We start from the raw sequence: 13,376 nt of genomic DNA on the forward strand, positions 1-13,376 counted from the left end.
ACGTGAAGAGGCGCTCTCGGCCTTCCCAGGCCGGATGGTGGAGTCGGACCGGCAAACTCGCGCTGATGCCTTGACGATCCCGCGCGAAGGATCGCCGCCTGTCACAGCCAACCGCCGGAAAACCCGGCCCGGCGCAGTCCTGTGGTGATGGCCGGCACGCGGCGCATCAATCGCCACAGGAAGTCCGACCGGTAGTTCTCGATCATCAGGGCGATCGGCCCCTGATTGATGCCGACATGGTCCGGCGATACCCAACCGCAGGCGCGACCGTCATCGGCAGCGATCGTCGGGTTGAAGCTCGCGGTGAAGCCGTAAGGGTTGCCGTCGCGCAGGTCCATCTCGTGGAAATGGCGCAGCGCCGGCAGCACGATTTCCGGCGCAAAAGGCAAGGAGGCGATTGCCGCCCATGGCGACAGCGTGCCGTCATCGGGGCCAAACGGTGCGCCGCGGGCGAGATAACCGAAGAAGCGGCGTCCATCGGCTCGCCGCGCGATCGGACCTGGGCCGTCGCTGGCGGTGACCCCCCAGCAATTCTCGCCATAGCCCGCGAATCCTCTCGGATTGCGGATTGCGTAATCGCGCTGCAGATACGTCGCCTGGCGGCTGTTTTCGAAATAGTCGATGTCGTGACCCTGCATGAAGGTATCGCGGATGGCGCGAAAATCGATCCAGATATGCGAGAATTGGTGGATGAAAAGCGGGCCGGCATAGACCATCTCGCGGCCGTAGATTGTCTTCCACTTGTAGGTGGACAGCCAGGCCGCGTAGCTCTCGGGCGGCAGCGAGTGGGTCGGCGAACCGAGACCCAGAACGTACAGGATCAGCGCCTCGTCAAATCCTTCCCAGCGATAGCGGAGAAAGCTTTTTCCAGGCCGCCAGCCATGGGTGACGGTGGCGCCGCCGTTCTGCGCCCAGCGCCAGTCGGCACGGCGGTAGAGCGCATCGGCAAGCTGGCGGATTTCCAGTTCGAGCTCATCGTCCTCGTCGAAATAAGCGCCGGCGGCCAGAACACCGGCAAGCAAAAGGGCGGTATCGATCGTGGACAGTTCGCAATTCCAGACGCGGCGGCCGGTCTTCATGTCGAGGAAATGATAGTAGAAACCCCTGTAGCCGGTGGCATCGGGCTCCGGCCCGTGCGGGGCGTTCCAGAAGAAGCGAAGCGTGGCGAGCGTCCGCTCGATTGCGGCATCGCGCGTCATGAAACCGCGCTCGACACCGACGGGATAGGACGACAAAGCGAGCCCGACGGCGGCTATGCTGGCAGGCGACGCCTGCGTGTTGCGGTCGGCGACCAGGCCGTTGGCAGGGTTGGCCTCGTTGAGAAAATACTCGAAGGACAGGCGCTGGATATCTTGGAGAAGCTCGTCGTTTAGCGCGTGTTCGTTCGATGCATCCATGACAATCGATATAGAGGCTTTGGCTGCTTTTGCCATTCGCCCAGCGGATCAATCATGGGTGAGGGCAGGCTGGGGCCGATAGCGAAAGGCGCTGCCGACGCACCGAATTCAAATCGAGGGGCTGCGAAGATCGGTTGGACCGCCATATGCACGGCCCTGCCATCTGGCCTGGCCGTCCTCCCCTGATATATCCGGCTGCGATCCATCACATGAGCATGCCCCGTGAAGTCACCCAGCCTGTCAGGCGTCGTTTCCCCCATGACCCCGGTGCTGGTCTGTGCACTTGCGATCTTCCTTCTGTCCGCCATGGATGCGGCGATGAAAATCCTGGTCATCGCCGTCGGTGTCTACAACACGGTGCTGTGGCGAAGCATGCTTGCGAGCGTGGTCGCGGGCACGGCCTGGGCGGCGGGGCCGCGTTCCCTTCCCACGCCTTCCGTGCTGCGGCTACACGCGCTGCGCGCCGTGATCGTGGGCATCGTTCTGCTGTCGTTCTTCTGGGGCCTTGCCAGATTGCCGCTAGCGGATGGGATCGGGCTTAGTTTCGTCGCGCCGCTGTTCGCTCTCCTGCTGGCGGCGCTGCTTTTGGGCGAACGCATACAGCGCCAGGCGATCTGGGCGTCGCTGGCGGGCATTGCCGGCGTCGTCATCATCATGGCCGGACAGTTCGGGCAAGGGAACTATACCGGGGATGCCCTGCTTGGCACGGTGGCGGTGCTCGCATCGACGGTGTTCTACGCCTACAATCTGATCCTCTCGCGGCGGCAGGCGCTGGTGGCCAAACCAGTCGAGATCATGCTGTTCCAGAACCTTTGCGTTGCCGCCGTCCTTCTCCCCGCCGCTCCCTGGCTCGCGGTTGCCCTGCCGGGCAATCTCTGGCTTCCATTGGCCGGGGTGACGGCGCTGTCGCTCTCCGGCCAGTTCCTGATGAGCTGGTCCTACGCGCGGGCCGAAGCGCAATATTTGATCCCGACGGAGTATTCTGCCTTCATCTGGGCGATCGTGTTTGGCTGGCTGTTCTTCGACGAGGCGGCGACCTGGACCACGCTGGCTGGAGCGGCCCTGATCGTGGCCAGTTGCCTGATCGCCTCGCGCTCCAATCCGAAGCTTGCCGAACCGATCGAAGCCGCGGTCTGAGGGCGCTATTCGCTTTGACGGCAGAGCGTCAACGCACCACTTCGCGATGGCCGCTGGGCAGCCGGGTGGCGATCAGCTTGTCGATGCGGCGGCCATCGAGGTCGACGACCTCGAAACGCCAGCCTTGCGCGTCGACGCATTCGCCGGTCGCCGGCAGATGGTGCATGTGCGACAGCACATAACCGGCGACGGTCTCGTAGTCGCGGTTTTCCGGCAGGTCGATACCGAGAACGTCAGCCATCTCGTCGGCTTGCATGTATCCCGCGAGCAGCCATGAGCCGTCCTCGCGCTTGACGGCGTTTTCCTCGTCGCCGGCATCAAGGTCGGCGCGGAAGACGCCGGTGATGGCCTCGAGGATGTCGGCAGGTGTGACGATCCCTTCGAAATGGCCGTATTCGTCATGCACCAGCGCCATCGGCACGTCGGATTCCTTCAGCTTCTGCAGCACATCCAGCGCGTCGGCCTGGTCGTAGACGATGGGGGCGGCGCGCACATGCTTGCGCGGATCGAGTGCGCGGCCGGCGAGCAGGGCGGCCAGCACGTCGCGCGTCTGAACAACGCCAACCATGACGTCGACGCCGCCGTCGCCGGCCGGCAGGCGCGAATGCTGGGTCTCCATCAAGAGCTTGCGGATGGCACCCTCATCGGACTGCAAATTGATCCAGTCGACCTCGGTGCGCGGCGTCATCACGGCGCGCACGGCGCGATCGCCGAGCCGCATGACGCCGGCGATCATGCGCCGCTCGTCAGATTCGATGGTGCCGTGGTGCTCGGCCTCGGCGACCAGCATCTTGATCTCTTCGTCGGTGACTTTTTCCTCGCTCTCGCCGCGCTGGCCGAGCAACCACAATATGGCGCGGCCGGAAATGTCGAGCAGGAACACCAGCGGCGCCGAGACGGTGGCGAGGATGGTCATCGCAGGCGCTGCGCGGGCCGCAACACGCTCGGGATCGCGCAGCGCGATCTGCTTGGGCACCAGTTCGCCGACGATCAGCGAGAAATAGGTGATGATCGCAACGACAATGCCGACGCCGAGCGGGTCGGCGATGTTTTCGCGCATGCCGGTCGTGGCCAGGTACACCGAAAGCCTGTCGCCCAGCGTGGCGCCGGAGAAGGCGCCCGACAGCACGCCGACCAGAGTGATGCCGATCTGCACCGACGACAGGAATTTGCCGGGATTGGAGCCGAGCGTCAGCGCACGCCCGGCGCCATTGACGCCGCGGTCGATCATCGCCTTGAGCCGCGCCGGGCGCGACGACACGATGGCGAGCTCGGACATCGACAGAAGGCCGTTCACACAGATGAGGACGACCACGGTGGCGATTTCGACGTATAGCATCAGGGCTCAATAGCATTGCGGCGGGCCGCAGGAAAATAGTCCGCGATGATTTTTGGGAAATGACGGTGGTTCAGGGCAATTGCCTGAGCACCCCGACAACAGCCTTGCCGTCGGTGAAATAGGGATCGCCGCCGCCGTTGCGTCCGGTCCTGGTGGCGCCGATGCCCGGGATGTCGCTCGCCGAGGTCACCATGCCGGCCGCCGACAGGTCGTGGATCACGAGATCGCGCTCGGCGTCGATGTCAGGGGCGATATGGTGGGTGATGGCGCCGGTATCGTGGCTGAGACCAACGCCGCGGTCGAAGCTGGCCGAGCCCATCCAGAGCGTTCGGCCGTCGTCGCCGGTCGCATCGCTGCGCCAGAAGCGGACATGATGGCGCCGGTCGGCGCTGCCGCCGACCGGCTTTTCGAAGGCGAGATCCTGGGCGCGGCCTTCGAACAGCAGCCGGCTGACCGGGGCGTCAGGATAGGGATGGTCGAACAGCACGCTCTCACCGATTTCGATCGCGGTCTTTAGCGTCACGCCATCGGCCGTATCCCATCCGGCCATGGCGAAGGCATGGACCATCTCTTTTTCGGTACCGACAAGGCCGATATTGATCGGGTCGCCCGGAATGCCTTGCGGCGTGTGTGTCACCATCTCGAAAGTCTGCGTGCGAAAGCCGCGGTCGCGAACCGTCCAGAATTCCGGCGCAGCGACATAGGCGAGGGCCAGCCAGACCGCCAGAAGAGCGGCGAGCCAGGTCAATGCGCGTCGTTGCAGGCTTCGTCGGCTCATGAAAGCGGCTCGATCCGTGCGGTATCTGTGCCTGACGGACCCTGGAAATCAATGGCCAGCGGCGAGCAGCCGTTCTATCGTCGGCCATCGTTTTTGCGGGGGGTGAGCAGCAATGGATAAGAAGCCGGTGGGTCGCAGCTCGATGGCATTGACCGCGGACCTTGTCGCAAGGGTCGAGCGTGTCGAACCGGATCCGGGTCCCGAGCCCGGAACAACCGAGCATACAGACGCGGAGTTCGATAGTCTTGTCGAGCAACTTCTGTCGGAGCATCGGCCTGAAGCGCTATGGGTCTTTGCCTACGGGTCGCTGATCTGGAACCCCGAATTTGCCCATGTCGAGCAGCGCCCGGCCACGGCGCCAGGATGGCACCGCTCGTTCTGCCTGACGCTGACCCGTTGGCGCGGAACCCGTGATTTGCCGGCGCTGATGCTGGCGCTCGATCGAGGCGGCAGCTGCAACGGCATCGTCTATCGGCTGCCCGCGGAAGACCATGTCGGGCAACTTGGCCAGTTGATGCGCCGCGAGATCGATGCCAATCCGCCGACCAACGTGCCATGCTGGATCAAGGTCAAGACCAAGGATGGGCCGTTGCGGGCCTTGGCTTTCGTCGCCGCGCCAGACGGCAGGGCCTATGCCGGCCGGCTGCCATTGGAGCAGGTTGCCGACACGCTGGCACGGGCTGCCGGGCATTGGGGCTCGTCGGCTCAATACCTGTTCCGAACCGTCAGCAAGTTGGAAGAGAGCGGTATCCGCGACAGGAACCTTTGGCGCATCCAGGATCTGGTGGCCCAGCAAATCATCGCTTCCATAGGGAACGCCAATCCCGACTGATTTCTGAACGGTGAAACGCCTTAGCGGCAGGCGCGGTAGCCGCTTTTGCGGTTCTTGATGTCGAAATGGAAATGGTTGCGGTGATCGTAATTGTAGCCGGGACCGAGCACGGTGGTGAAATACTGGCAGCCGTCGGCACGCACATTGTTGAGGAAGCCGCGGGTGCGGAAGGCAAACAGGCCGGGCTTGCGCACGTCGATGTCGTCGCCGTTGTTGAGCTCGATGCTCATGACGTCGAGGGCGTTGCCCTTGCCGTGCTCGGACAGGACACCTTCGCCGGCGATGTTGCGGCAGGAATAGCTCGAGCCCTGGTGGATGGTCTTGACGCCCGAGAAATAGCGCCAGCGGGCGGAGGGAACCAGTTCGTTGCTGGTCCAGGCGGCGAAACTTGCGGCCATGTCGCAGGTCAATGTTGCGGCGGGCTTCATCTGGATGCCGCCGATGGCGGAGACCTTGACCGGCCAGTCTATGCCGCACTGTCCCTCGTGGATCGGCTGGACATCGGTGTAGACGACGCGAAGGCGCTTCAGCTCGCCACGGCAATCGGTTTCGCTGGCCGGCATCTGCTGCGGCTCCGACTCCGACATCGGCTCGTCGATGCGCGGATAGGCGGCAGTCATATAGGGATTGGACGGGACGAGCTTCTGCATGCCTTCATATTGCGGCACGGCCGCGGTCTGCGAGCCAACATCGACGGCCGGCTGCAGCGACAGCACGCTGCCCGTGTTGCAAGCTGAAACGGCGGCCAGCGCAAGACCGGCGGCCAGTATCGCTGTGCTTTTTGCCTTCGCGGCGGCGCGAAATATTGCGGCCATGGGCGGAATCCTGTCCTTGATCGGTGGGATTTTAACGATCAAGGGTAAAGGAAAACTCAGCGTCCGCGTTCATGCCTGCGGCCGAAATGCGGCAGCCAGACCATCACCGGCATGACGATCACTGGAGGGCCATCACTGGCAGAAAGTGCCACCATTCCGGCGCGGTTCGAGATCGAGATGGAAATGCAGGGAATGGTCCGGGTCCGCGCCCGGTCCAAGCACGGTCTTGAACGGTCCGCAGGCGGCCTTGCGCACCGCATTGAGGAATTTGCCGTCCTTCTCGGGCGGCGTTGGACCGACTTCGACCTTTCTGCCATCCGACAACGTGAAGCTGGCAATATCGAGCGCGTTGCCGAAGGCATGTTCCGACAGATGGCGCGTGCCGTTGCGCGGCCGGCAGACAAAGGCCGATGCCTGGTTGATCGATTTCAGGTCGGCGCCGAATTCGGCTTTCGCCGCAGGCTGGATGATTTCGGCGGCAAAGCGGGCTGCCGCCTCGGCCATCGGGCAGTTGAGTTCGGTCGCGGGGCCGATGGCGATGGATTTTCCGAGCGACTTCAGCACCAGGGGATAGGGGATCGAGCAGCCGATGTCGGGATTGCTTTCCGCCTTATGCTCCTCGAATTCGACACCAAGGGCCGTCAGCCGCTCGCGACAGGCGACTTCCGGCGCCGGCATTTTTGCATCGGGCACATCGGCCGAGCGCGCATCGGGCAGCATCTTCTTGTCGCCGGCATCGGGTTTTTCAGGTGGTTGCGGAGCAACGGCCAGCGGCTGAGCTTCAGGTTCCGAAGTGTCTGGCTTTTGTGTCGGAATCGGCACCGCGGCCGGCGGCTCGGGCTCGCTTTGCTTATCGGTCGACGGCTTCGGGGCTGACGGTCCGGGCCGCGCCTGCTTTTTAAAACGGGACTTTTCTTCGTTGAATCGATCGTCATTGGACCGGTTGGGCGCGCCAAGGGGGTTCGGACCTTCGGCCTTTTGCTTTTCGATCGGTGCCGCGCCGGTCTTCGGCGCCTCTGAAGGACGCGCCTCGGGCAGCGGGACAACGCGCGAGGGCTGCACCGGAACATCGGCGGGCGAGGGCTCTTTATCCGGGGTCTTTTGTTCCACCTGCTTTGGCGTGATGTGCCGCTGTGGCCTGGGCTTCTGGCGGTGTTTGCTGCGCGGCTTAGGATGCGAGTCGACCCGCGGTGAAAACAACTGCTCCAACCGCTGTGACAGCGGCGTGTAATGCTTCTTGCGCTGTTTGGCGTCGGCTTGCGTCAGCAGCAGAGCCGTGACGACCATGACTAGTGCAACCCTGCATGTTCGGGAAAGTACAACAGACCCCATCGTCCTCAACGGCGCGAACGCCCGGAGGTTGCCTGCGGCCCATCACGAACGGTAACGACGTCGTTACGCGCCAATCGCTTCCAGCCCTTCTTCCAGCCAGTCGGCCAAAAGCGGCATGCCGAGCAGGTATTTCGCCGTGCGCTTGTTGGCGCGGTCGCGCGCGGCGGCAACCGCATCGGACCATTCCGCTGCGTCATAGTCGCCGCGGCCGACCCAGGCCAGCGCGATCAACTCGGCCGCTTCGTCGACGTTGAGGTCGTTGATCAGCTCGCGCAGCTCTTCCTCGGTGAGGTCTTCCGCGCTTTCCTCCGCCAGACCGTCATGGTGGTGATTGGCATGTGATTCACCATCGAGCTCGACCTCATGCTCGGCACCGTCGGCATAGTCTTCGTTGACGGCAGCACTCAGTCCCTTTGCCTTGAGAATGAACAGGCGCACGGTGTCCGGGCCGATAGATAGCTCCCATTCCCGCTCACGGCGCTGTTGCACTCTCGGGGTACCCCCGCTGATCTTCCCGAATGATAGCTGATTTGCAGCGCGCGTCACGTCATGTTCTGATCCCTGGCTCCCGCCTTGACGGAATTCAGGTTAGGCACGGCCGCACAAATAGTTTCGGCGGCTGCGGGTTTCCGGGATGAAAAGTCTGCATCCCGGCGTTAGCTTTTCATTATCGTCATTTTCCCTCAAGATCGTCATTATCCCTCAAGGAGGCTTCGATGCATAAAAGAGTGTTGATCCAGGCGGCTGCGGCGGTTGTCGCGCTGCAGTTCTTTGCGGTTCCGGTGTTTGCGGCCGGCGGCGGTGGCGGTGGTACCGAGACCACCACCCAGTGCAAGAAGGGGCAGGTCTGGGACAAGAAAAAGCAGAAATGCGTCGCGCCGAAGTACGGCATGCTGGACGACGACAACATCTATGATGCTGGTCACGACCTGGCCATGGCCGGGCGTTATGATGAGGCAATCGCCGTACTCAGCCTTGCCGCCAACAAGCAGGATCCGCGCATCCTCAACTATCTCGGCTATTCGCATCGCCATTCCGGCCGTGTCACCGTCGGCCTCGGCTATTACGAGGAAGCGCTGCGCATCAACCCGGATTACACGCTGGTGCGCGAATATCTCGGCGAGGCCCATCTGCAGATCGGCGATCTGGCCGGCGCTCAGGCGCAACTGGCCGAGATCGAGAAGCGGACGGGCAAGGATTCGCGCGAATACGGCATGCTGGCCGAACAGATCTACCATTTCATGAGAAGCTGACCCCACCCCAACGGCTTCTCTGGGCCGGCTGCGAGCAATCGCAGCCGGTTTTTGTTGTCGCAACTGCAACACGCTGCACATGCCGTGACGGCAATTGCGCAAGTCGGCTCATGATTTTTCAAAAAGCCTGCTTTTTGAGCGTGAAAAACGCGCGAGGATCGCTATATTGGGGAAAATTGCGGTGAAACGGTTCCGTTAGCCCGAGGCTGCCGGACCCGTTTTCTTTTTATACCCATCGACAAGGCTTTCCCCGAAATGCGGGGGTGGCGGCAGGAAAGGTCAGGCATCATGAACAAGGTCCCGATGACAGGCGAGGGGTTCGCGTCATTGAAGGAAGAGCTGCGTTGGCGCCAGCAGGAGGAGCGGCCGCGCATCATCGAGGCGATCTCCGAAGCGCGCTCGCATGGCGACCTGTCCGAAAATGCCGAATATCATGCCGCCAAAGAGGCGCAGAGCCTCAATGAGGGCCGTGTCAACGAACTGGAAGACTATATTGCTCGGGCCGAGGTGATCGACGTCACCAAGCTTAGCGGCGACAAGGTCAAGTTCGGCGCCACGGTGGTGCTGGTCGACGAGGACACCGAGGAAAAGAAGACCTACCAGATTGTCGGCGACCAGGAAGCGGACGTGAAATCGGGCCGTATCTCGATCTCATCGCCGATCGCGCGCGCGCTGATCGGCAAGGAAGTCGGCGACGCCATCGAGGTCAACGCGCCTGGCGGCGCCAGGGGTTATGAGATCGTCCAGGTGCAATTTATCTAGCACCTCAGATACTTCTGAAAGGCTCTAGGCTGGTGCTCGTGATTTGAGCGCCAGTTGCTTCTTAGCTTCCGCCACCACCTTCGCCGGCGTTAGGCGCTCCCCCGATGCGGCCAGCAGCGTTGAGGCATATTGCCCGCGCGGGCCGGTCAAACCCGGCTCGGTCGCCAGGAACACCGCGACCGTCGGCAGGCCGAAGGCGCTGGCGAGGTGGGTCAGACCGGTGTCGGCGCCGATAACCAGCGTCGAGCGGCCAAGGATCGCGGCAATGTCTGCCAGCGGCGATCTCGGCACCACGATCGTTGACGGCACGGCTTTCGCGATTGCCTCGGCGACCGCCTTCTCACGCTCGTTCGACCAGGTGGTGACCGGCGTCATTCCGGTACCAACCAGCAGGCGAGCGGTTTCGATCCAGTCTTCGGCGGGCCATTTCTTGTCTTCGCGGCTGGTGCCGTGCAGCAGGAAGGCCGTCTTGCCGTCGATGCCGGCCAGGTGGCCCGGAGGCGGCACAATCCCGGATGCCAGGGTCGAAAGGTCGGGCTCGTAGCCGAGCGCCAGCCCGAACAGCCGGCGCGTGCGTTCGATGGCGTGCAGGTTGCGCGGCACGGCGTATTTGCGCTGGTAAAACAACGTTGCCGAGGGCTCCCGCGCGCTCGCGCGGTCGAAACCTGCGATTGGTGCCGCTGCCTGTTTCGCCACCAGGGCCGATTTCAGCAGCCCCTGCGCATCGATGACGAGGTCGTACTCGCCTGCTTGCAGAGCGCGGCGCAAGCTTGTCGCCTCCCGCCATGTGCGGGCGTTGAACAGATGCTTGCGCCAGCGCCGGATGGCGACGGTATGGATCTTTGCTATCGCCGGATGCAGCGCGACGATGGCGGCAAAGGCTTCTTCGACGCACCAGTCGAAGGCGATATCGGGGCGCTTGCGGCGTGCATCTTCGACGGCGGGGAAGGTGTGGGTGACGTCGCCCATCGAGGAGGACTTGACGATCAAAACCTTCATGCGGCGGCCGGGAGTTCCAGCAACCTGTCCGCCGCCGCTGCCACTTGGGCAACGTCCAGCGTCTTCAGGCAGTTGAGGTGGCCGAGCGGGCAGATCTTCCGGTGGCAGGGCGAACAGGACAGATGCAACCAGATCAGTTCGCGCTGTTCAGCCAACGGCGGCGTGTTTTCCGGCGAGGTCGAACCGTAGACGGCAACGACCGGTGTGCCGACGGCGGCCGCGACATGCATCAGCCCGCTGTCGTTGGACACCGCCAGCCTGGCCGCGGCGATCAGGTCGATGGCGTCCTCCAGCCGCGTCTTTCCTGCCAGATCGACGACACCGGGCGCGAGTGCTGCGATCTCGGCGGTGACGTCGCGATCGTTCTTCGAGCCGAACAACGCGACCTCGAATCCTTTCGCCATCATCTCTCCGGCGAGGCCGGCATAGCTTTCGCTAGGCCAGCGTTTGGCCGGACCGAATTCGGCGCCGGGCATCATGGCGACGAATTTTCCCGGCTGCAGGTCGAAGCGGGCGAGCAACTCTTTCTGATTGCCGCCATCGACGGTCAGGTGCGGCGCCCGGAAATGGCCACCCTGGGCAAGACCGAAATAGGCCTGCGCGGTGCGCCGTTTGACGGCATCGGGCAGCGGCACGATGTCGGTCAGCAGGCCGTAGCGCATTTCCCGGAGATTGCCGAAGCGGCGGGGGATGCGGGCAAAGAACGGGATCAGCGCCGATTTCCAGCTGCCCGGCAGGACGTAGGCCATGTCGTAGCGGCCGCGCAGCAGGCGGCCGAAGCGGCGGCGAATGGTGAATTCGAGCGCGCCCGGTTGCAGCGGGAAATCGATCTGCTGGCGAATCTCGGGCATGCGCTTGACCAGCGGGGCCGCCCAGGCCGGGGCCAGCACGTCGATGGCGGCGTTGGGATGGACGTCCTTCAGCGCTGAAAACAGGCACTGCGCCATGACCATATCGCCCACCCAGCGTGGGCCGATCACGAGGATCGTTGGGCTTTCAGCCATTCGACATAGTCTCTGACGCCGGTTTCCACGCTGCGGAATTGCCCATTATAGCCGGCTGCGCGCAAGCGGGACATATCAGCTTGGGTAAAACTCTGGTAGCTGCCCTTGAGGTGATCGGGGAATTCGATGAACTCGATCTCGCCCTGGCCCAGCGTATCGATCACGGTCTCGGCAATGGCGCGGAACGGCTGGGCGCGGCCGGTGCCGCAGTTGAAGATGCCGCTCGAGCCGCGCTTCCACAGCCACAGATTGACGTCGGCGACATCGCCGACATGAATGAAGTCGCGGCTCTGTTCGCCAGGCCCGAAGCCGTCATGGGCGCCGAACAGCTTTGGGTTTTCGCCGCGCCCGACCTGATTGAACAGATGAAAGGCGACCGAGGCCATGGCGCCCTTGTGCGCCTCGCGCGGGCCATAGACGTTGAAGTAGCGCAAGCCGGCGACCTGCGAATGATCGGTGTCGAACACAGTGCGCCTGACATAGTCGTCGAATAGTTTCTTCGAATAGGCGTAGACGTTGAGCGGCCGCTCAAGTGCGGGGTCCTCGCGAAACTCCGAACCGCCGCCGTAGACGGAAGCCGAGGAGGCATAGAGGAACGGTATGCGCAGCGAAAGACAGCCATGCAGCAAGCGCTTTGAGAAGGCGTAGTTCACGTCCATCATGAACTTGCCGTTCCATTCCGTGGTGGTCGAGCAGGCGCCCTGGTGGAAGACGGCCTCGACGCGGCCTAGGTCGCCGGCTTCCAAGGTGGCCAAGAATTCGTCCTTGTCGAGATAGTCGGCTATCTGCAAATCGGCCAGGTTGGCGATCTTGTGGCCGTCGGTGAGGTCGTCGACGACGAGGATGTCATCATGGCCTTCGGCATTGAGTGCGGCGACGATGTTGGAGCCGATCATGCCGGCCCCGCCCGTGACGATGATCATGAATGCCTCTGGTTGCTTGCGATTCCGGTCCTTATAAGGGAGGCCAAGCGTACTGTCGATGAAGCACCACGACGCCACAGTGAGACCGCGAAGCGGCCGCTTTATTCGAGGCCCGCAAGCTAGGGGACAAAAAATGCCGTCGACCGAACTGCTCATTGCGTTTTTCGCCACCACGGCGATCTTTGCCTATATTCCAGGACCGGCGATGCTCTATGCCGCCGCGCAGACCATGGCGCGCGGGCGCTGGTCGGGGCTGACGGCGGCACTTGGCATCCATCTTGGCGGTTATTTCCATGTCTTTGCGGCTGCCGCCGGGCTGTCGGTGCTCTTCCATGCGGTGCCGCCGCTCTACATGGCGGTCAAGCTCATCGGCGCGCTCTATCTGATCTGGCTTGGCGTGTCCTTGTTCCGCAAGCGCGGGGACGGTGACACGGCGCTGCCGGCGATCGAGCGCAAATCGGCGCGCCGGGCATTTTTCGAGAGCATCACCGTCGAAGTGCTCAATCCGAAGACGGCGATCTTCTTCATGGCGTTCCTGCCACAGTTCATCGATGCCTCGGCGGGTTTCCCGGTGTGGCTGCAATTCGTCGTGCTGGGCACCATCGTCAATTTAATGTTCTCTTCGGCAGATATTGTCTGCGTGTTGCTGGCAGGCATGGTGATCGCCCGGCTGAAGCGCTCCAGCCGTGCGCAGCGCATCATGCAGAGGGCGGGCGGGGCGGTGCTGGTCGGACTGGGCGTCCACGTCGCGTTGCAGAAGAGCTGACGGCCGCCCTGACGTTGCGCTGCGCGGATTTGCGGTATA

General features: G+C 63.1%; 14 protein-coding genes. 5 read left to right on the forward strand and 9 right to left on the reverse strand.

What is annotated here, in order from left to right:
* Nucleotides 1-101: 101 nt before the first annotated feature.
* On the reverse strand, nt 102-1,397 hold the full coding sequence (locus NKK50_RS09250; protein WP_352543280.1) for a glucoamylase family protein: 1,296 nt from the start codon (nt 1,395-1,397) through the stop codon (nt 102-104).
* A gap of 258 nt (nt 1,398-1,655) precedes the next feature.
* Here NKK50_RS09250 and NKK50_RS09255 point away from each other — a divergent pair, with 258 nt between their 5' ends.
* Complete coding sequence (locus tag NKK50_RS09255; RefSeq protein WP_023701605.1) at nt 1,656-2,534, forward strand: DMT family transporter; 879 nt, start codon at nt 1,656-1,658, stop codon at nt 2,532-2,534.
* A gap of 28 nt (nt 2,535-2,562) precedes the next feature.
* Here the strand turns inward: NKK50_RS09255 and NKK50_RS09260 are convergent, their stop codons facing one another.
* Complete coding sequence (locus NKK50_RS09260) at nt 2,563-3,873, reverse strand: hemolysin family protein (RefSeq protein WP_023689708.1); 1,311 nt, start codon at nt 3,871-3,873, stop codon at nt 2,563-2,565.
* Between the two features lie 70 nt (nt 3,874-3,943).
* Nucleotides 3,944-4,651, reverse strand: a complete 708-nt coding sequence (locus tag NKK50_RS09265) for an LssY C-terminal domain-containing protein (protein ID WP_352543281.1) — start codon at nt 4,649-4,651, stop codon at nt 3,944-3,946.
* Between the two features lie 112 nt (nt 4,652-4,763).
* On the opposite strand from NKK50_RS09265, the gene NKK50_RS09270 reads away from it, so the two are divergent.
* Nucleotides 4,764-5,483, forward strand: a complete 720-nt coding sequence (locus tag NKK50_RS09270; RefSeq protein WP_023817614.1) for a gamma-glutamylcyclotransferase — start codon at nt 4,764-4,766, stop codon at nt 5,481-5,483.
* A gap of 20 nt (nt 5,484-5,503) precedes the next feature.
* On the opposite strand, the gene NKK50_RS09275 is transcribed toward NKK50_RS09270, so the two are convergent.
* From NKK50_RS09275 to NKK50_RS09285, 3 genes are all read right to left on the reverse strand, one after another.
* On the reverse strand, nt 5,504-6,298 hold the full coding sequence (locus NKK50_RS09275; protein ID WP_023671985.1) for an extensin-like domain-containing protein: 795 nt from the start codon (nt 6,296-6,298) through the stop codon (nt 5,504-5,506).
* 132 nt (nt 6,299-6,430) lie between these two features.
* Nucleotides 6,431-7,507 (reverse strand): extensin-like domain-containing protein, encoded by a 1,077-nt coding sequence (locus NKK50_RS09280; protein ID WP_352543310.1) that lies wholly within the window; start codon nt 7,505-7,507, stop codon nt 6,431-6,433.
* Between the two features lie 186 nt (nt 7,508-7,693).
* The gene (locus NKK50_RS09285; RefSeq protein WP_023683751.1) at nt 7,694-8,119 is read right to left on the reverse strand and encodes a DUF3775 domain-containing protein; all 426 of its coding nucleotides are present in this window, start codon (nt 8,117-8,119) and stop codon (nt 7,694-7,696) included.
* A 227-nt stretch (nt 8,120-8,346) separates the two neighbouring features.
* On the opposite strand from NKK50_RS09285, the gene NKK50_RS09290 reads away from it, so the two are divergent.
* Nucleotides 8,347-8,883: a tetratricopeptide repeat protein gene (locus tag NKK50_RS09290; RefSeq protein ID WP_023689712.1), complete on the forward strand. Its 537-nt coding sequence runs from the start codon at nt 8,347-8,349 to the stop codon at nt 8,881-8,883.
* Between the two features lie 288 nt (nt 8,884-9,171).
* On the forward strand, nt 9,172-9,645 hold the full coding sequence (greA, locus tag NKK50_RS09295; protein WP_023671981.1) for a transcription elongation factor GreA: 474 nt from the start codon (nt 9,172-9,174) through the stop codon (nt 9,643-9,645).
* Between the two features lie 24 nt (nt 9,646-9,669).
* Here the strand turns inward: greA and waaC are convergent, their stop codons facing one another.
* From waaC to rfaD, 3 genes are read right to left on the reverse strand one after another with little or no spacing between them, the layout of a single operon-like run.
* Nucleotides 9,670-10,644, reverse strand: coding sequence for a lipopolysaccharide heptosyltransferase I (gene waaC, locus NKK50_RS09300; protein WP_023744317.1), 975 nt, complete (start codon nt 10,642-10,644; stop codon nt 9,670-9,672).
* A complete protein-coding gene (gene waaF, locus NKK50_RS09305) occupies nt 10,641-11,648 on the reverse strand; it encodes a lipopolysaccharide heptosyltransferase II (protein WP_023744318.1) in 1,008 nt (335 codons plus the stop codon). Before waaF ends, waaC begins: the two co-directional genes overlap by 4 nt.
* Entirely contained in the window at nt 11,621-12,571 is a 951-nt protein-coding gene (gene rfaD / locus NKK50_RS09310; RefSeq protein ID WP_023683756.1) for an ADP-glyceromanno-heptose 6-epimerase, read from the reverse strand. Before rfaD ends, waaF begins: the two co-directional genes overlap by 28 nt.
* 133 nt (nt 12,572-12,704) lie before the next feature.
* Between rfaD and NKK50_RS09315 the strand changes: the two genes are divergently transcribed.
* The gene (locus tag NKK50_RS09315; protein WP_023671977.1) at nt 12,705-13,337 is read left to right on the forward strand and encodes a LysE family translocator; all 633 of its coding nucleotides are present in this window, start codon (nt 12,705-12,707) and stop codon (nt 13,335-13,337) included.
* Nucleotides 13,338-13,376 lie beyond the last annotated feature (39 nt).

This window comes from Mesorhizobium sp. M0001 (assembly GCF_040324255.1).
In the GTDB taxonomy this organism is placed as follows: Bacteria; Pseudomonadota; Alphaproteobacteria; order Rhizobiales; family Rhizobiaceae; genus Mesorhizobium.

Bases quoted from the DNA above. Each gene is read 5' to 3' on its own strand.
- NKK50_RS09290 (WP_023689712.1), top strand. From the start codon at position 8,347: ATGCATAAAAGAGTGTTGATCCAGGCGGCTGCGGCGGTTGTCGCGCTG.
- NKK50_RS09275 (WP_023671985.1), bottom strand. From the start codon at position 6,298: ATGGCCGCAATATTTCGCGCCGCCGCGAAGGCAAAAAGCACAGCGATA.
- waaC (WP_023744317.1), bottom strand. From the start codon at position 10,644: ATGAAGGTTTTGATCGTCAAGTCCTCCTCGATGGGCGACGTCACCCAC.
- NKK50_RS09250 (WP_352543280.1), bottom strand. From the start codon at position 1,397: ATGGATGCATCGAACGAACACGCGCTAAACGACGAGCTTCTCCAAGAT.
- NKK50_RS09265 (WP_352543281.1), bottom strand. From the start codon at position 4,651: ATGAGCCGACGAAGCCTGCAACGACGCGCATTGACCTGGCTCGCCGCT.
- waaF (WP_023744318.1), bottom strand. From the start codon at position 11,648: ATGGCTGAAAGCCCAACGATCCTCGTGATCGGCCCACGCTGGGTGGGC.
- NKK50_RS09260 (WP_023689708.1), bottom strand. From the start codon at position 3,873: ATGCTATACGTCGAAATCGCCACCGTGGTCGTCCTCATCTGTGTGAAC.
- rfaD (WP_023683756.1), bottom strand. From the start codon at position 12,571: ATGATCATCGTCACGGGCGGGGCCGGCATGATCGGCTCCAACATCGTC.
- NKK50_RS09255 (WP_023701605.1), top strand. From the start codon at position 1,656: ATGACCCCGGTGCTGGTCTGTGCACTTGCGATCTTCCTTCTGTCCGCC.
- NKK50_RS09315 (WP_023671977.1), top strand. From the start codon at position 12,705: ATGCCGTCGACCGAACTGCTCATTGCGTTTTTCGCCACCACGGCGATC.
- greA (WP_023671981.1), top strand. From the start codon at position 9,172: ATGAACAAGGTCCCGATGACAGGCGAGGGGTTCGCGTCATTGAAGGAA.
- NKK50_RS09270 (WP_023817614.1), top strand. From the start codon at position 4,764: ATGGATAAGAAGCCGGTGGGTCGCAGCTCGATGGCATTGACCGCGGAC.